The organism is Erwinia phyllosphaerae (assembly GCF_019132875.1).
Classification (GTDB): Bacteria; Pseudomonadota; Gammaproteobacteria; order Enterobacterales; family Enterobacteriaceae; genus Erwinia; species Erwinia phyllosphaerae.
The window spans coordinates 1-17482 of record NZ_JAHSPF010000002.1 but is presented as its reverse complement, the minus strand read 5'-3'; the positions used below and the strand labels follow the sequence as shown (position 1 = coordinate 17482).

The 17482-nt window shown below is 53.8% G+C and carries 18 protein-coding genes, 2 tRNA genes and 1 rRNA gene; 10 read left to right on the top strand and 11 right to left on the bottom strand.

Going from position 1 to position 17482, the window contains the following annotated elements:
- A complete protein-coding gene (hpxU, locus tag KUE00_RS03360) occupies window positions 1-837 on the bottom strand; it encodes a MurR/RpiR family transcriptional regulator HpxU (RefSeq protein ID WP_246758103.1) in 837 nt (278 codons plus the stop codon).
- Window positions 838-1031: 194 nt separating this feature from the next.
- Here hpxU and KUE00_RS03355 point away from each other — a divergent pair, with 194 nt between their 5' ends.
- The 4 genes from KUE00_RS03355 to hpxZ are packed head-to-tail and all read left to right on the top strand — an operon-like array spanning window position 1032 to window position 4590.
- Entirely contained in the window at window positions 1032-2618 is a 1587-nt protein-coding gene (locus tag KUE00_RS03355; protein WP_246758102.1) for a gamma-glutamyltransferase family protein, read from the top strand.
- 12 nt (window positions 2619-2630) lie between these two features.
- Window positions 2631-2816 (top strand): oxalurate catabolism protein HpxX, encoded by a 186-nt coding sequence (hpxX, locus tag KUE00_RS03350; protein WP_281434476.1) that lies wholly within the window; start codon window positions 2631-2633, stop codon window positions 2814-2816.
- On the top strand, window positions 2813-4213 hold the full coding sequence (locus KUE00_RS03345) for an AtzE family amidohydrolase (RefSeq protein ID WP_246758100.1): 1401 nt from the start codon (window positions 2813-2815) through the stop codon (window positions 4211-4213). Before hpxX ends, KUE00_RS03345 begins: the two co-directional genes overlap by 4 nt.
- Window positions 4210-4590, top strand: a complete 381-nt coding sequence (gene hpxZ / locus KUE00_RS03340; protein WP_246758099.1) for an oxalurate catabolism protein HpxZ — start codon at window positions 4210-4212, stop codon at window positions 4588-4590. The genes KUE00_RS03345 and hpxZ overlap by 4 nt, the downstream gene beginning before the upstream one ends.
- A gap of 130 nt (window positions 4591-4720) precedes the next feature.
- On the opposite strand, the gene KUE00_RS03335 is transcribed toward hpxZ, so the two are convergent.
- The 4 genes from KUE00_RS03335 to KUE00_RS03320 form a co-directional block, all read right to left on the bottom strand.
- The gene (locus KUE00_RS03335; RefSeq protein WP_246758098.1) at window positions 4721-5044 is read right to left on the bottom strand and encodes a hypothetical protein; all 324 of its coding nucleotides are present in this window, start codon (window positions 5042-5044) and stop codon (window positions 4721-4723) included.
- Between the two features lie 409 nt (window positions 5045-5453).
- Window positions 5454-6413, bottom strand: a complete 960-nt coding sequence (gene puuE / locus KUE00_RS03330) for an allantoinase PuuE (RefSeq protein ID WP_246758097.1) — start codon at window positions 6411-6413, stop codon at window positions 5454-5456.
- Between the two features lie 31 nt (window positions 6414-6444).
- Complete coding sequence (gene hpxA / locus KUE00_RS03325) at window positions 6445-7185, bottom strand: allantoin racemase (RefSeq protein WP_246758096.1); 741 nt, start codon at window positions 7183-7185, stop codon at window positions 6445-6447.
- A gap of 53 nt (window positions 7186-7238) precedes the next feature.
- The gene (locus tag KUE00_RS03320; protein ID WP_246758095.1) at window positions 7239-7955 is read right to left on the bottom strand and encodes a GntR family transcriptional regulator; all 717 of its coding nucleotides are present in this window, start codon (window positions 7953-7955) and stop codon (window positions 7239-7241) included.
- A 145-nt stretch (window positions 7956-8100) separates the two neighbouring features.
- On the opposite strand from KUE00_RS03320, the gene KUE00_RS03315 reads away from it, so the two are divergent.
- On the top strand, window positions 8101-9582 hold the full coding sequence (locus KUE00_RS03315) for an NCS1 family nucleobase:cation symporter-1 (protein WP_246758094.1): 1482 nt from the start codon (window positions 8101-8103) through the stop codon (window positions 9580-9582).
- A 183-nt stretch (window positions 9583-9765) separates the two neighbouring features.
- Here the strand turns inward: KUE00_RS03315 and KUE00_RS03310 are convergent.
- Window positions 9766-9842 (bottom strand) — tRNA-Asp (locus KUE00_RS03310).
- Window positions 9843-9976: 134 nt separating this feature from the next.
- Window positions 9977-10711, bottom strand: a complete 735-nt coding sequence (dnaQ, locus tag KUE00_RS03305; RefSeq protein ID WP_246758092.1) for a DNA polymerase III subunit epsilon — start codon at window positions 10709-10711, stop codon at window positions 9977-9979.
- 51 nt (window positions 10712-10762) lie between these two features.
- Between dnaQ and rnhA the strand changes: the two genes are divergently transcribed.
- A complete protein-coding gene (rnhA, locus tag KUE00_RS03300; RefSeq protein WP_246758091.1) occupies window positions 10763-11230 on the top strand; it encodes a ribonuclease HI in 468 nt (155 codons plus the stop codon).
- Here the strand turns inward: rnhA and KUE00_RS03295 are convergent.
- Window positions 11215-11946, bottom strand: a complete 732-nt coding sequence (locus tag KUE00_RS03295) for a class I SAM-dependent methyltransferase (RefSeq protein ID WP_246758090.1) — start codon at window positions 11944-11946, stop codon at window positions 11215-11217. The genes rnhA and KUE00_RS03295 overlap by 16 nt on opposite strands.
- 45 nt (window positions 11947-11991) lie before the next feature.
- On the opposite strand from KUE00_RS03295, the gene gloB reads away from it, so the two are divergent.
- The 3 genes from gloB (at window position 11992) to KUE00_RS03280 (ending at window position 14980) form a co-directional block, all read left to right on the top strand.
- Window positions 11992-12747, top strand: a complete 756-nt coding sequence (gene gloB, locus KUE00_RS03290; protein ID WP_246758089.1) for a hydroxyacylglutathione hydrolase — start codon at window positions 11992-11994, stop codon at window positions 12745-12747.
- 70 nt (window positions 12748-12817) lie between these two features.
- Window positions 12818-14173 (top strand): murein transglycosylase D, encoded by a 1356-nt coding sequence (mltD, locus tag KUE00_RS03285; RefSeq protein ID WP_246758088.1) that lies wholly within the window; start codon window positions 12818-12820, stop codon window positions 14171-14173.
- Window positions 14174-14281: 108 nt separating this feature from the next.
- Window positions 14282-14980, top strand: a complete 699-nt coding sequence (locus KUE00_RS03280) for a cyclase family protein (protein WP_246758086.1) — start codon at window positions 14282-14284, stop codon at window positions 14978-14980.
- Between the two features lie 13 nt (window positions 14981-14993).
- On the opposite strand, the gene KUE00_RS03275 is transcribed toward KUE00_RS03280, so the two are convergent.
- Window positions 14994-15779: an endonuclease/exonuclease/phosphatase family protein gene (locus KUE00_RS03275; protein WP_246758646.1), complete on the bottom strand. Its 786-nt coding sequence runs from the start codon at window positions 15777-15779 to the stop codon at window positions 14994-14996.
- Between the two features lie 261 nt (window positions 15780-16040).
- Here KUE00_RS03275 and yafC point away from each other — a divergent pair, with 261 nt between their 5' ends.
- Window positions 16041-16949 carry a DNA-binding transcriptional regulator YafC gene (gene yafC / locus KUE00_RS03270; protein WP_246758084.1) on the top strand — a complete coding sequence of 303 codons (909 nt, stop codon included), beginning with the start codon at window positions 16041-16043 and terminating at the stop codon, window positions 16947-16949.
- 117 nt (window positions 16950-17066) lie between these two features.
- On the opposite strand, the gene KUE00_RS03265 is transcribed toward yafC, so the two are convergent.
- Together KUE00_RS03265 and rrf are read right to left on the bottom strand one after the other, a co-directional pair.
- A tRNA-Asp gene (locus KUE00_RS03265) sits at window positions 17067-17143 on the bottom strand.
- Window positions 17144-17260: 117 nt separating this feature from the next.
- Window positions 17261-17376: ribosomal RNA gene (gene rrf / locus KUE00_RS03260) — 5S ribosomal RNA — on the bottom strand.
- Between the last annotated feature and the right edge of the window lie 106 nt (window positions 17377-17482).

The following is a 17482-nucleotide window of genomic DNA, read 5'->3' as shown; positions in this document are numbered from 1 at the left end:
TTAGCGCTGTTCCAGTTCGTCCAGCTGGTTATAAAGATCGGCAATGCGGTGAATGCGCTGACGGCCTTTGCTCAGTAATTCATGCAGCAGCGCGTTGGTCAGCAAATTGATCAGGCTGTTGGCGCAGGCGTAGCTGTCAAAGGCAGATACGCTGTCCAGCGGCGTGCAAAGGTGCCAGCGCGCCAGCGCGGTAATCGCCTGTGCAGGCTCGCAAATCACCAGCGCTGGAATAGCCTGCTGCTGAAGCTGCTGCAACAGCGGTTTGATAATGCGCGGTCGACGACGGAAGGCAATGACCACCACCATATCTTCCGCTGTAATGTCCACCAGCTCTTCTGACAGCGTTTGGCCGGGCTGGGGTGCCAGATGAACATCGCCCCGTACCTGAAGCAGCTGCTGCCGGAAATGCAGCGCGACCGGCCAGGAGTTACGCATACCGACGATAAAAATACGTTTGCTGTCCGCCAGTTTCTGCACCACCTCGCTGAACTGGCCCGCATTCAGCTGGTTCACCCACTGCGTCAGGTTGGCCATCTCCTGTTTATAGTGGCGGGCAAGTAATGTATTCCCCTGAACCGCGTCGCGGTTATCGGTCAGTGGCATACCGCTCTGGCGTAGCGTACGCAATTCATCGCGCATATCGCGATATTTTTCATAGCCAAGCCGCTTAAACAGACGGCTTACGGTAGCCTTGGAAACGCCGCTAAGCCGCGCCAGCTCCGCGCTGTTGTAGCTAATCAAATCGTCAAAATGATCGAAAATGAAGTCAGCCGCGCGCTGCTCCTGTGGCGAGAGCTGGGGATAGTAATTTCTCAGGCGTTCATCGAGCTGCTTCATAGCGTGAACCTTGTAACTTTCGTTTCAGAGAATATGGCCTATACAAATAACGTGCCTGGCGAAAACCAGGCCGCGCACAATCAGTGCTTATCTTCCGTGCCGCGTGCGCTTTTTTCAACACCATCAGTGAGAAGCGGCAAACTGGAACAGCTCTTGCTTTACGTTATTTATCTGTCTTTGGAAATGAGAACGTGATGATACAAAGTAACCTTGCTCCGCTCGGCATGGCGGTGACGCCTCATCACCTCGCCAGCGAAAGCGCGCTGGCCGTGCTGCGCGAAGGCGGCAACGCTATTGAAGCGATGGTGGCTGCCGCCGCTACGATTGCCGTGGTTTATCCGCATATGAACGGCCTGGGCGGCGACGGCTTCTGGCTGATTATGCCGCCACAGGGCGATCCCATTGCTATTGATGCCAGCGGCGCGGCCGGTTCGCTGGCCGATTTCTCTTTTTATCAAGGCACGTCGGCCATTCCCCATCGTGGGCCGAAAGCGGCGCTGACGGTGGCCGGAACCGTCAGCGGCTGGGCGGAAGCGCTGGAAGTCGCTAAAGAGTTGGGCGGTGCCGCGATGCCGGTTTCTCGTCTGCTGGCCGACGCCATTCGTTATGCGGCTGACGGTATTCCCGTTACGCAGTCGCAGGCCGCCGCCACCGCCAGCAAATATCATGAACTGGCCAGTCAACCTGGCTTCGCCGCTACGTATCTGCCGGATGGCGAAGTGCCGCGCGCGGGCAGCCGTTTTACCCAGCCAGAACTGGCAAACACGCTTGCCATCCTCACCGAGCAGGGTCTGGAAAGCTTCTATCGCGGCCCGCTGGCCAGCAAGCTGGCTGGCGAGATGTCGGCGCTCGGTATGCCCATCACGCTGGAAGATTTACATAACCATCGGGCAAAACGCCGTAAACCGCTAAGCATTCAGCATGAATATGGCGAAGTTTTTAATATGACGCCGCCGACGCAGGGCCTGGTGTCGCTAGCCATTCTCGGTATTACCAATCATCTGGATATGGCCCGGGCGGACGAAGTCCAGACCGTGCACCGCATTGTCGAAGCGACCAAGCTCGCCTTCGGCCTGCGCGACCGCTATATCACCGACCCGCTGCATATGCGTGAAGAGATGCAGGCGCTACTGGATTCTGACCAGCTGGCAACGCTGGCGGCAACAATCAGCGATTGCCGCGCCGCGCCCTGGGGAACCGGTAAAGGACCTGGCGATACCGTCTGGATGGGCGTGATGGACAGCAGCGGCCTGGCCGTCTCCTTTATTCAAAGCATTTATCACGAATTCGGCAGTGGCGTAGTGCTGCCGGATACCGGTATCACTTGGCAGAATCGCGGCGCGGCGTTTAGCCTCGATCCCGATCACCTGCTGGCGCTGGCACCGGGCAAGCAGCCTTTTCATACGCTGAATCCCGCCGCCGCGCGTCTGAACGATGGCCGCACCATGGTTTACGGCTCGATGGGCGGCGACGGCCAGCCGCAAACGCAGGCGGCTATCTTTACCCGTCACGTGGTGCAGGGCATGCCGCTACAGCAGTGCGTCAGCGCCCCTCGCTGGCTGCTGGGCCGCACGTGGGGCCAGTCTTCCGATTCGCTAAAGCTGGAAGGCCGCTTTGCCGCCGAAACTTTGCAGCAGCTGCGCGAGCTGGGCCACGAGGTCGAAGCGCTGGAGGATTTCAGCGAGGCAGTGGGTCATGCGGGTGCGATTGTTCGTCATACCAACGGCATGCTGGAAGGCGCAAGCGATCCACGCAGCAACGGCAGCGCTGCCGGTTTTTAACAGGAGAACATCATGACATCTTCAACAGACTGGGCGCTTTACATAGCGCAGATGGAACAGATCTTAGGCGTGCCTCTTGATGAGCAGCGTCGCGCCGAACTGCAGGTTCAGTTTTCTCGTATTGCCGGCATGGCCGAGCCGCTGATGGCTTTCCCGCTCGACGAACGGGTGGAAGTGGCAGGAGTATATAAAGCATGACGTTACCTTTTCTCTCCATTGTCGAACTGAAAAGCGCGTTGACCAAAGGCGAGCTGAGCGCGCGTGAAATCGCGCAACAAACGCTGGACAGGATCGAGCAAAGCAATCCGACGATCAACGCCTGGACCGCCGTCACGCAGGATCGCATGCTTAGCGAAGCCGATCGTATCGATCGACTGCGCAAGGAGGATCGTCCTTTGCCCGCGCTGGCTGCAATCCCTTACGCTGTGAAAAATCTTTATGACGTGGCGGGCCATACCACGCTGGCGGGTGCCAGTTTGTTCAGCGATCGTCAGGCGGCTAAAAACGACAGCTGGGCCGTGCGTAAGCTGAGTGAATCGGGGGCGCTGCTCTCCGGCATGCTGAATATGGATGCCTATGCCTATGGCTTTACTACGGAAAACAGCCACTACGGCGCGACGCGGAACCCTCACGATTTGAACCGTATTGCTGGTGGATCTTCCGGCGGCTCTGCGGCAGCCGTCGCCTCCGGCCTGGTGCCTTTCTCATTAGGAACGGACACCAACGGCTCTATTCGCGTTCCGGCTTCGCTGTGCGGCATCTTCGGTCTGAAGCCCACCTTTGGTCGGTTGGCCCGTAGCGGCAGCCAGCCTTTTGTCGCCAGCCTCGATCATATCGGCCCTTTCGCCCGTACCACGGCAGATCTGGCGCTGGTTTACGATGCATTGCAAGGCCGCGATCCGCAGGACAGCTTTCAGGCAGAAAAGGCGATCCATCCGGTACACCGTTTGCTGGAACACGGCATGGAAGGCCTGCGCTGCGCCGTACTGGGCGGCTATTTTCAAACCTGGTGTGACGATAACGCGCGCGCGGCTGTCGCTCTGGCGGCAAAGGCACTGGATGCGCAAGAAGAAGTTGAATTCTCGGAAGCGGCGCTGGCCCGCACTGCCGCATTTATTATCACCGCCAGCGAAGGCGGCAGCGCCTATCTGCCTGAGCTACGCGCGCAGCCGGAAAGGTTCGAGCCGCTTTCGCGCGAGCGTCTGCTAGCTGGCGCGATGACGCCTTCCGCCTGGTATGTCAAAGCTCAGCGCTTCCGTTACTATTTCCGTGAGCAGGTGCTGCCACTGTTTGAGCAGTTCGACGTGCTGATTGCGCCCGCCACGCCCACCAGCGCCACGCTTATCGGCCAGGAAACCATGCGGATTAACGACAGCGAACTGTCGATCCGCGCCAGTATGGGCATGCTGACACAGCCCATTTCATTCCTGGGTTTGCCGGTAACTACCGTGCCGCTGCAAACGCCACAGGGATTACCGCTCGGCCTACAGCTCATTGCCGCACCGTTTAAGGAAGAGGCTTGCTTACGCGCTGCCTGGGCGCTGGAAAAAATGGGCATTGCGAAAGCGCCCGTGGCGAAAGGATTAATAAAATGATGGATCGGATCAATCGCCCGTCGGTACTGGCAGAAGTTACCGACGCTTTTTATCGCTATGAGCAAGCGCTGGTCAGCAACAATGTTGACGTACTGGACGAGCTGTTCTGGCATGACGAGCGCACCGTGCGGCTGGGGGCCGGAGAAAACCTGTACGGCATTGAGGCCATTCGCGCTTTTCGCGCCGCACGGCCTGCTGCAGGGCTGGACCGCCAGCTGCGCAATACGGTTATTACCACTTTTGGTGACGATTACGCAGTATGCAGCACGGAATTTACGCGCAAGGGAACAGAAAAGATTGGCCGACAGCAGCAAACGTGGGTGAAGCTGCCCGAAGGCTGGCGGATTGTAGCGGCACAGGTGAGTTTGATGAGCTGACACAGGCGGAGCTGCTGTCGGGTTCAGGAACACCGGAACACGACAAGCGGCAGCGTTGGCAAAGCCACGGCCGATTGGCAGGCACGGTTCATACGACGATCGTTATTTTGTGAAAAGCAGTTGATAAGCCTCAAAGCCAGTTGAAGGTTTTGGCGATTAAGCTGGCCAGCCCCAGTGAAACGAAGATGATAGCGCTGAACAGCAGCCGAAAATCCGCCCTGGCTTCTTTCCTCAGGCTGGTGGTTTCACGTATAAGATCTTCCCTCAGGCTAGTGGTCTCACGTACCATATCCTGCCTCAGGCCGGTCGTCTCTCGTACCAGATCCTCTTTTAGCAAAGTCGTTTCCCGTACCAGATCTTTACGTATTTCACGCAGGTCAGTTTTAATATCACTAATATTACTTTTAACGTTATCCATATCAGACTCAAGCCTGGTCACTCTCATTTCAAACATAGTGCCTCCGCTATATTAACGAGCGTCCTTTCACGAGAAACAGCAGGTAAATGAAAACCCCATCACTATATTCCTTAATTTAGCCCCGTCAATAACGCTGCGGCCTTTTCCTGTGGCAAAAAAAGACTTCTTGTTCACTCTGGAAGACAGAGTGAAGAAATATGCAATAGCATGAAAATGCATAACTTTATTTGCGATCTCCCTCGAAAATAAAAGCAGGGTAATCAAAGCAGCAATAAATAACATGAATGAATTAGAAGAACGTTTAAGGCCTGTTATTAAAAGCTAACGCTTTTCGGCTAAAAACCTTATTAAAATACCGCCTCCCCTGAAGGTAGATTAACCTTATAACAGCGAGCCGGGCGCTGGTTTGAAAGGATGACTCCCCTTTCAGCACCCGGCACGGCTTTTAAACTTCTGGTGCCGGATGCGTTTTTATCCAGTGATCCGCAATCTGCTGGCGCGTGCAGATCCAGACCTTTTCATGCTGCTGGATGTAATCCAGAAAACGCTGGAGCGCGCGAAAACGGCCGGGCCGTCCGAGCAGGCGACAGTGCATACCGATGGACAGCATTTTCGGTGCGGCTTCACCCTCTTCATATAGCACATCGAAACTGTCTTTAAGATAGGTGTAAAACTGTTCGGCAGTATTAAAACCCTGCGGCGTGGCGAAACGCATATCGTTGGTTTCTAAGGTATAGGGAATAATCAGATGGGGTTTGACCGTACCGTCCTGGCAGGTGACCTTGCTCCAGAACGGCAGATCGTCGCCATAGTAGTCGCTGTCGTAGGTAAAACTCCCGTGCTCTACCACCAGCCTGCGCGTATTAGGGCTGTCACGTCCGGTGTACCAGCCGGTAGGCGCTTTACCAAAAAGATCGGTCAGGGTATCAACAGCCTGCTGCATGTGCTGGCGCTCGGTTTTGGCATCCATTCCCTGATAGTGGATCCAGCGCCAGCCGTGGCTGACCACGTCATAATCAGCATTTTTAATAGCCTCGACGATTTCCGGATGACGCGCCAGCGCCATCGCCACGCCAAACACACTCAACGGCAGGCTACGCTTCTGAAATTCGTTGTGGATGCGCCAGAAACCGGCTCGCGAGCCATATTCATAGAGCGAATCCATCGACATATGCCGCTCGGGATAGCTGGCCGCGCCAATAATGTCCGATAAAAACTGTTCGGAACCCGTGTCGCCATGCAACACGTTATTCTCTGCGCCTTCTTCATAGTTCAGAACAAACTGTACGGCGATGCGCGCATTATCAGGCCAGGCAGCATGCGGCGGTTTGCCCGCATAGCCGATCAGATCGCGAGGATAGTTTTTATTAAAGCTGTACTCTTTTTTTTCTTCGTTGTCGGTCATGATCGCAAGTCCTGTTCCAGAGCAAGATACCTTAGTTTAGGTGCTGAAACTGACCCGACAGGGTTTTTCGCACCGGATAGTCCAGATCGCCATGCTTACTGGTCGCTAGCCCCAGCGCCACCAACGATTCCACCATTTTTACCGCGGCCGTTACGCCATCAATAACCGGCATGCCCAGCTCGTGCGTAAGTTCTCGCGCCAGCTGCGCCATGCCACCGCAGCCAAGGACAATAGCGCCGCTACCATCTTCTTTTTTGGCCCGCAGACACCGTTCCCGCACCTTTTCCTGCGCCAGGCCACTGCCATCTTCCAGCGCCAGGACCGGGAGATTGATAGCATGTAGCGCAGCGCACTGATGCTCAAAGCCATACTGCTGAAGCAGGTGGCGCGCAATGATCACCGTGCGCGGCAAGGTGGTTACAATTGAAAAACGTGTGGCGACCAAAGTAGCCAGGTGCATAGCGGCTTCGGCGATGCCAACTACCGGCGCGGTGGCCAGCTCGCGCGCGGCCAGCAGTCCCGGGTCGCCAAAACAGGCGATAACGTGTCCACATACGCCCTGCTCTCGCCCGGCTTTGACCTGTTCCAGTACGCCAATCGCCGCAATAGCTTCATCAAAATGACCTTCAATTGACGGCACGCCTTGTGACGGGCAAACCGCTAAAATTTCCGTAGTCGGCGCCGCCACCGAGCGAGCCGCCGCGCCGATCGTTTCAGTCATTGCCTGGCTGGTATTAGGGTTGATCACCTGAATGATTTGCTTAGTTGTCATAACTGGCTCCGAACTGGCTATGCGGGCTGGCAAAAACCCTCTGCATTATTCGATTAGCGTTCATTGCGTTCTCCAAAGTCAGCAAACAGGCTGGCAAAATCCGGCAACATCTCACCGCCGCGCTCAAAATGCAGGCTTGCCACTATATGAGAGAAATGTTGCTGCATGGCTTCAGTAAGCGGCATCAGCGCTTTTTGCCTGAGCAGCTCGATTAACCTGTCGTGGTCGTCGCAGCGGCAACCTTGCTGCCACGCTTTTCCCCAGGCAGCAATCACCAGCGACGATCGCTGGGTCAGTCGCGTGACCATTTCGGTCAGCACCTGATTCCCTGAAATGGCCTGAAGTTGAATATGAAAAGCAGCGGAAAGGCGGATAGCTGCCGGACCGTCGCCATCGGTATGGGCCTGCTGTTCCTGCCGGTTCAGTTTTTCCAGCGCGACGAGATGCGTTGACTGGCAGCGTGCCAGCACGGCTGGCAGATTGGCGCATTCAATGAGCTGGCGGGTCTGGAAGATATCCTGTGCCTCTTCCACAGAGGGTGTGGCGACATATGCACCGCGTTTGGGCGCGAGCGTAATCATTTGCACTGCGGCGAGGCGCGTTAGCACTTTACGAATGCCGGTGCGGCTAACGCCAAATACTTCTGACAAAGCCTCTTCCGGCAGTTTGCTCCCCGGTAGCAGCTGACGCTCCACTATCGCTTTCATCAATGCCTGAAAGATAAGTTCATCCTTATCGGAAGCCGTTTTCAGTCCGGTTTCAGTTTTCATTTCCTGTTCCATTCAGGTTTATCACTCGCAAATCGTATACAAAATTTAGCAGTCTTGTATACTAGCATGTAAATTCTGGCCTGGATCCTGCAATCATTTTCTCAACCCATTCGGTCATCAGGTGCATTGTTGAGGAGCAGATTTCATGCCAAAGAGTCAAAAGGTTTCTCCGGCGTCGGCAGAGAGCGTTCACGTCAGCTACAGCCCGCGGCTGTGCAATGAAGATTTGGCGCCCACGCGCGAACAAAACTGGAGCTGGTACAACATCTTCTCTTTCTGGATGTCGGACGTACACAGTATGGGCGGCTATGTGGTAGCGGCCAGCTTTTTTACCCTTGGCCTGGCAAGCTGGCAGGTATTGCTGTGCCTGCTGGCGGGGATCTGCATCGTGCAGTTTTTTGCTAACCTGGTAGCTAAACCCAGCCAGATAAGCGGCGTGCCTTATGCCGTTGTTTGTCGTCAGGCTTTTGGCGTTTTCGGTGCAAATATTCCGGCGGTGATCCGTGGCCTGATTGCCTTCGCCTGGTATGGTATCCAGACTTATCTGGCCGCCAATGCGCTGATGCTGGTCTCGCTAAAGTTCTGGCCGGCCTTAATACCGCTGACCCACTCTTCCTGGCTCGGTTTGTCCCAGCTCGGCTGGATCTGCTTCGGCTTTATGTGGCTGGCCCAGGCGCTGGTTTTCTGGCACGGCATGAAGGCGATTAAGCGCTTTATCGACGTAGCCGGTCCGGCAGTCTATGTGGTGATGGTGGCGCTGGCAGGATGGATTGTATACAAGACAGGCTTTAACGGAATTTCGTTTACACTTTCCAGCAAGCAGCTAAGCGGCAGCGAGCAGCTCTGGCAGATGATTACCGCCACCGCGCTGGTCGTTTCCTATTTTTCCGGCCCGCTGCTTAACTTTGGCGACTTTGCCCGCTACGGCAAAGATATGCAGGCGATCCGCCGCGGCAATCGCTGGGGGTTGCCGTTTAACTTTCTGCTTTTTTCGGTAGTGACCGTGGTGATTGTTTCCGGTACGCAGTCGCTGTTTGGCCATATGATTACCGATCCTATCGAAACGGTGAGCCGCGTAGGCAGCGATCTGGCCGTTGCCATTGGCCTGCTGACTATGATTACCGCCACTATCGGCATCAATATCGTCGCTAACTTTGTTTCGCCCGCGTTTGATTTTTCTAACTGTTCGCCGCAGAAAATCAGTTTCCGCACCGGAGGGATGATTGCGGCGGTAGGTTCGGTGCTGCTGACGCCGTGGAATCTGTTCCAGTCGCCCGAGCTGATTCACTATACGCTGGACGTGCTGGGCGCTTTTATTGGCCCGCTGTTTGGGATTTTACTGTGCGATTTTTATCTGATTAAGCACGGGCAGATTTCCGTCGACGATCTTTTTGACGATACGCCAAAGGGGAAATACTGGTATCGCGGCGGCTTTAATCCAAAAGCGATTGCCGCGCTGGTACCCTCGGTACTGATTGGGCTGGTTGTGAGCTTTACGCCAGCTTTACATGAAGTTGCCAGCTTCAGCTGGTTTATTGGCGTCGCGCTGTCGGCAGGTTGCTATCGTTGGCTGGCACGCGAAGGCGCTCAGCAGTATGCCAGTCGCGTCGTGGTGCAGAAGCAATAAGACAAAAAGCGGCGTTAACACAACGCTGATTCTCTGTTCTGCACGGGCGACAATATTGTCCTGCGTACAGGAGAAGTACCTTAAACGCTTCGAGGAGTGCTGGATAAGGAAGGATGGCGATATTTTAGCGCCGCTGAAATGACGAAAGCCTGATGCATTTCTGCATCAGGCTTTCCGGATACTTGGCGGAACGGACGGGGCTCGAACCCGCGACCCCCTGCGTGACAGGCAGGTATTCTAACCAACTGAACTACCGCTCCGCGCTTTGTTCCCCGTCGGGAACGGGGCGAATATTACGGTGAGCTGTGGGTTCCGTCAATGCTTTTTCTTTGACGCCTTTACCGACTGCCTGTTTTTTCATCTTCCCGTATTTTTCTTGCGCGTTTCGGCGTTTTCAGGCGCGCCACAGGCAGCTTCCGCCCTTTTTCATTACCAGATCGAGCCGCGATTCATGGTCGGCGACTTCTTCTTCCGTCGCGGTTACCACGCGTAATCCGGAAGCAGGACGCGTGATGCGATAAATCGCCTCGTCGTTGCTTTGCTCCTGCCTGTCCCCTTCCATCGAAAATTTTAACGAGGTTTGCCCGCCGGTCATGGTCAGGAAAACTTCGGCCAAAATTTCGGAGTCGAGCAGTGCGCCGTGCAGCGTTCGCTTGCTGTTGTCTATTTCATAACGCGAGCAAAGCGCATCCAGACTGTTACGCTTGCCGGGAAAGAGCTTGCGCGCCATCGCCAGGCTGTCGGTTATCTGGCAGAAGGTTTCCGTTTTGGGGATATTGCGGCCAAGCTTGCCGAATTCATAATCCATAAAGCCAATATCGAACGAGGCGTTATGGATGACCAGCTCAGCCCCTTCTATATAGGCCAGGAAATCGTCAGCAATCTCGGCAAAAGTAGGCTTATCGGCCAGAAACTCATCGGCAATGCCGTGCACGCCAAAGGCTTCGGGATCGACCAGGCGATCCGGCTTGAGATAAACGTGAAAGTTATTGCCGGTGAGACGACGGTTTACGACCTCAACGGCACCAATTTCAATGATGCGGTGCCCCTCATAGTGCACCCCGATCATGTTCATACCGGTTGTTTCAGTATCGAGAACGATCTGCCGCGTTGTATTTACTGTGCTCATAGGACCCGTTTATGTCAGACTTGGCGTTTTTCAACAGAGAGTCTACCAGAGATGCCTAAACAGGTAGAAATTTTCACCGACGGTTCTTGTCTTGGTAACCCCGGCCCTGGCGGTTACGGGGCCATTTTACGCTATGGCGAACATGAAAAAACCTTCAGCGCCGGTTATTTCCTGACAACCAATAATCGCATGGAGCTGATGGCCGCTATCGTGGCGCTGGAGGCATTAACCCAGCAGTGTGAAGTGGTGCTGAGTACCGACAGCCAGTACGTCCGTCAGGGGATTACCAGCTGGATCCATAACTGGAAAAAGCGCGGCTGGAAAACGGCAGATAAAAAGCCCGTTAAAAATGTCGATTTGTGGAAACGGCTGGACACGGCGCTTAGCCATCACCAGATTAAATGGGAATGGGTAAAAGGCCACGCGGGCCACGTCGAAAACGAGCGCTGTGACGAGCTGGCGCGCGCCGCAGCGGGCAGCCCGTCCTTTGAAGATGTTGGCTATCAGTCCGAATCCTGATGGCGCTGGCGCATCCTGCTGGTTGCGCCAACGGCTGGACTCAGCCTTCTTTGCGCCGCCGCTTTTTTTGCCGGATTCATAATTAACGGAAAAGTCCTTTTGCGTGCAACCACGATGCTCAGGCAGCCAAGCGCCGGAAAATGGGTGCTGATGACCTTGCCGCCTTGCCGGTTCCATGGCAGCACCTGAAACCGCGTGCGCTGGATAACCTCATAATTCAGCAAGCTCAGCCAGTCCATCAGCCTCATCTGGGTAAACATACGGCTGTTCCAGGGAATACGCCGATGCAGCCCCGGAACCAGCTTGCCGATGCCTAATACGCTAAACGGATTGAAGCCGCTGATAATCATCCAGCCATCGTCAATCAGCACGCGATCGACTTCGCGCAGTATGCGATGCGGATCGTCGCTCCAGGCCAGACAGTGGGCCAACAGGCAGGCATCTACCGATTTTGATTCAAACGGTAAACTGCCCGGTTCGGCTACTACCTGAAGATTGCTACCGCTCAAACCCACGTTAACCTGATGCGAAATAGCGCAGTGTTCCGTGTTGATTTCTGCACTAAGCTGCCCCACTTTCAGCAGATGAAAGCCGTACATCTTGCCGAGACAGGGCTGCAAATGGCGAGTTAGCGCGTCACGGTAATATTCTCCCCAGGGCATCTCTTCCCAGGTTTGCGGCACGTGACGAATATGGCGTGTTTTAGCGGGCTTCATGCTTTACCATCTTCTTTCCATTGCGATCGGGCTAACGAGGCGATAATGAATCTTACCAGCATTCCTGCTTTTCAGGATAACTACATCTGGACATTAAATAACGAGCAGGGCCAGTGCCTGATTGTTGATCCGGGCGAGGCGGCTCCCGTTCTGGCAGCGCTGAAAGAGCACCAGTGGCAGCCGGTGGCGATTCTGCTTACACATCACCACCAGGATCACGTTGGCGGCGTAAAAGAACTTCTGAAAAATTACCCTTCTCTGGTGGTATTTGGTCCCGAAGAGACACAAGATAAAGGAGCGAACCGGATCGTTAGTGAAGGCGATAAGGTCGCTATTTTAGGGCTCGAATTTACTATTATTGCTACGCCGGGTCACACTTTAGGACATATCTCATACTACAGTAAACCTTACCTTTTCTGTGGTGACACCCTGTTTTCAGGCGGCTGCGGCAGGCTTTTCGAAGGCACCCCTGAACAAATGTTTCAATCATTTCAAAAGATTAATGAACTTCCCGCCGAGACGCTAATTTGTTGCGCGCATGAATATACTTTATCTAATATGAAGTTTGCCGCTACGCTTCTGCCACAGGATCGGGAGATTACCGCCTATTATCATAAAATTAAGGAGTTACGCGCAAAAAACGAGGTTTCCTTGCCCGTAACGCTGGCTTCAGAGCGGCAAAAAAATATTTTTCTGCGTACGCAAGAGCATGAATTACAAAAAGTTATTGGGTACGAAACACCTCCGCAACATGAATGGCAAGTATTTGCAACTCTACGCGAGAAGAAAGACCATTTTTAATTTTTCGGGTTGTGTTGTCCGGGGCGAGCACGTATAGTTGCTCGTCTTTTAAGCGAACAATGACACACACATGAAGGCTAAAGCGATATTACTCGCCTCGGTCTTGCTGGTTGGGTGCCAGGCGTCAAAGCACGATGCACCTGAACAGCATGCACAGAGTTTGTCTTCAGCACAGAGCAGTCAGAACGCAGATCGGTTGTTATCCCCACGTTGGCAGGATGACGGGACCAGCCTGGCGCAAGAGCAGGATCTGTGGAATTTCATTAGCGATGAGCTGAAGATGAAGGTTCCGGAAAACCCCCGGATACGCGAACAAAAACAAAAGTATTTAAGAAACAAGAGCTATCTCCACGATGTAACGTTACGGGCTGAGCCGTATATGTACTGGATAGTCGAGCAGATTAAGCAACGTAAGATGCCGATGGAACTAGTACTATTACCCATAGTGGAGAGCGCTTTTGATCCTCATGCGACCTCTTCTGCCAATGCCGCGGGCATCTGGCAGATTGTGCCGCAAACGGGGCGTAATTACGGTTTGAAACAGAACCAGTGGTACGATGGCCGTCGCGATATCGTCGCGTCAACCAAAGTGGCGCTGGACATGATGCAGCGCCTGAACGGCATGTTTGGCGGCGACTGGTTATTAACCGTCGCGGCTTATAACAGCGGTGAAGGACGCGTGCTGAAAGCCATAAAGAACAACAAGGCACGCGGAAAGCCAACCGATTTCTGGTCACTTTCTCTGCCGCGCGAAACGACGGTTTACGTACCGAAAATGCTGGCATTAAGCGAGCTGCTCAAAAACAACAAGCGTTATGGTATTCGCTTACCAGAACCTAACGAGACCCGAGCACTGGCCCGCGTTGAGGTAGGACAGCAGATAGAGCTGACGCAGGCGGCGGAAATGGCCGGCATGTCGCTGAGCAAGCTGAAAAGCTTTAATACCGGTTATAAGCGTGGAATGACGGCACCAAACGGCCCGCATTACATTATGGTGCCGAAGTCGCATGTAGCGCAGTTGCGTAACTCCCTGGCAACGGGCGATATCGCAGCGGTACAGCCAACGGCTCTGGCGAGCGCGACGACATCTTATAAGGTGCAAAATGGCGACACGCTGTCAGGTATTGCCAAACGCCTGAACGTTTCGGTGAAGACGCTCCAGCAGGCGAATAACCTGCGCGGTGGCGTGATTAAACCGGGACAGACGCTAAGCCTGGTTGGCAGCGAGAACGCGACCAAACTGGCCGATAATGGCAACAGCATCACCTATAAAGTTCGTAAAGGTGATTCTCTGGCCAGCATCGCAAGACGTCATGGTGTGAATACGCGAGATCTGCTGCGCTGGAACAGCGGCGGTTCGGCAAATATTCAGCCCGGCGACAGGCTCACGCTGTTCGTGAATAACGACAGCACGCCCGATAGCTAACGCATCATTTTAAAAAACCAGTCTTCGGACTGGTTTTTTTATGCCTGCCGTTCCCTGCCCTTTTCAGCTGTGCTTTACTGCGTCTCTTAGCTTCATAAGGGGAACGCCATGACTAACGATTTAGTTACGCTGCTGAACCAGCATCGCCTGATTGAATTAAACCATCTCTATGAAGAGCGAATGCCGGTATGGCCCGGCGATGGTCGCTTTTTTCTTAACAGCGCGGAAGATTTTGCAGCAGCTGACGGCAATTACAACTGCCAGCTTAGCCTGGGCGATCACTGCGGCACACATATAGACGCACCGGTGCATTTTATAGAACAAGGCAAAAGCATTGACGCGATCAATATTCGTCAATTGATGGGGCGTGGTCGCTGTCTGGATATGGCACATTTGCCGGAGGACAGTGAAATTACCCATGCCGCAATTGTGGAGTGGGAAGCCCAACATGGTGAAATTGCAGCCAAAGACATTGTTTTATTTCGTACCGGCTATGATAAAAAATGGCAGCTCCGTCCCGATCATAACGACTTTATGTCTGGCTGGGCGGGACTTTCCGGCGATGGCGCAAATTATCTTCTGGATAAAGGCGTAACGGTATTTGGTACGGATTCGATGTCGCTGGACTGTTGTAATAGCGCAGACTATCCGGCGCATCAGGCCGTGCTGGGTGCGGGAGGACTGATTATTGAAAGCCTGGCGAACCTTTACCTTTTGCCGACGGCTTTTACTTTCATCGCGCTGCCCTTGCGTATTAAAGGAGGGTCAGCTTCGCCGGTACGCGCTATTGCCCTGGTATCGGCTTAGCTGCTTTATATCGTTAAGGCGTAAACTCAACCAGTAGCGGATTGTGATCGGAAGCGCGTGTCACCAGTACAGAAGCCTCTGTCACTGTCATATCGCGATAAAAGACGAAGTCGAGCGGGCGACCAAACGCTTTACGACGGTGATCGTCAGTAAAATTCACCTCTTTTAAACCCATGTTGTGAGCAAAAGCGTAAAGTGCATTAATACGCTGGCGGCTCCAGGCATTGAAATCCCCAGCCATAATTACCGGTCCCTTATGGTGAATGATTTGTTCGCCGATAGGGCCAAGCTGCTTGCTATAGACATCGATTCCCAGGCTGAAATTTACAGCGTGGATATTGACGACCATCAGCATTTTATTGCCGGGTAAAGGATAAGCCGTTACCAGCGCGGATTTTGCCAGACGCAACAGCGGCTCGCGCTCGCGCAAAGGATAGCAGTAGACAGGATGCGCAGAAGCCAGCGTCATCACCCCGGAAGGATGCTGCGGCAGTACGAAAGCGGGCACCTGATCGGCAGCCAGATAATTGCTGGTAGCAAACCGAATCAGCTCCGGCGTGGTCTGGGCCTCCTGGAGTAAAACCAGCTGCGCGTCCTTACCAAAATTCTGCAGCACTGACAGCCATTCCGCGCGCTGCTGTTTAAATATATTCCAGACGAGCACGTGTAACGTTGGCTGGGTTGTCAGCGGCGCGCCAGCGGGTAACGCTTTTCCCATGTGTAACATCGCGCCCGGCGGAAAAATACGCTCCGCTGGCTGACCTGCTACATATCTCATGGCATAGGTTTTTTTGCGCACTTTACCGTCTGACCTCTGCATGTTAACTAATAGTATCTTCCAGTTATAGGGACTTTATGGCCGGGTTTCAATCAGAGGGGACTAATAAGTGCCAATTGAAGATAAGCATCGTTGATCAGTCCAGCCTGGCGCATATTTTTTACCCTGTTGCTGTTACCAGAAAGAGGGTAAGCGCTAAAGCCGTCTGGTATACGGGATCACCCCATGCTTTAATGAAGCTCTTTATCGCAAAATAACGGTAAGTTTGTACAGGAAGCGGTAATGAAGGCACACTCTGAGGAGCTGGCGATTTTTGTCGCCGTAGTGGAAAGCGGCAGCTTCAGTCGGGCTGCTGAAAAATTGAAAATGGCTAATTCCGTTGTCAGTCGTACGATAAAGAGGCTGGAAAGTAAGCTTGAGGTCGAACTGCTTACGCGTACAACCAGACAGATAAAGCTGACTCAGGAAGGCGAAGCCTACTTTAAGCGGGTACAGGCTATTCTGCAGGAGATGGCAGCGGCAGAGAACGAGCTGGCAGAGCGTAAGAAGATGCCACAGGGTTACCTGCGCATTGATGCGGCTACGCCAGTTGTACTGCATTTACTGATACCGATGATTAAGCCTTTTCGTGAACGCTATCCGGAAATTACGCTCTCTCTGGTGTCATCAGAAACCTTTATCAACCTGATTGAACGTAAAGTGGATGTCGCCATCCGCGCGGGCAATCTTACCGATTCCAGCCTTCGTGCACGCCTCCTTTTTAATAGCCGTAGGAAGATCGTCGCCAGCCCGGCTTTTGTGCAGCAGAATGGCGTACCGCAAGTCGCAGCAGATCTTGTTCACTATCCCTGCCTGGGCTTTGTTGAGCCGCAGAGCCTTAACCGCTGGCCATTGGCTATGCCAGACGGGCAGCTTTATGACATTACCCCAGCCAGCACGTCAAACAATGGTGAAACCCTCCGGCAGCTTTGCCTCACCGGCAACGGCATCGCCTGCCTGTCAGATTTCATGATTGACAGGGATCTCAGAGAGGGAACATTAGTTGAACTACTGGCGGATCGGCTGGTACCGGTTGATATGCCTTTTAACGCTGTCTATTACGGCGACCGTTCCGTTAACGCGCGCGTTAGTTCATTTATCGATTTCGTCAGCGAATGGCTAAAAACCAGGCCGGTTGGCAGGGTAAATTAAAGGCTCCTGCCCGCCTGTTAGCGATTGGGGCCTTAATTTATCAAGGCTAAACGGGAAAAGCAGAGAGTTTTGAGCAAAAAAATGCCCTGAGCTGTTAACTCAGGGCATTATGATAAGTGGCGGAACGGACGGGGCTCGAACCCGCGACCCCCTGCGTGACAGGCAGGTATTCTAACCAACTGAACTACCGCTCCACCGATTCTTTACTGAACTCAGAATGTTGCTTCTGATATCAGGTGTTTCGCCCTTCCCACGTCACCGGGGAGGTCTGAGCGAAGATGGTTAACACACATCTACTGCTCTAAATTGATGCCTGGCAGTTCCCTACTCTCGCATGGGGAGACCCCACACTACCATCGGCGCTACGGCGTTTCACTTCTGAGTTCGGCATGGGGTCAGGTGGGACCACCGCGCTAAAGCCGCCAGGCAAATTCTTTTCCGAACTCATGCCATATTAGTGGTGCTGATACCCAGAGTCGAACTGGGGACCTCACCCTTACCAAGGGTGCGCTCTACCAACTGAGCCATATCAG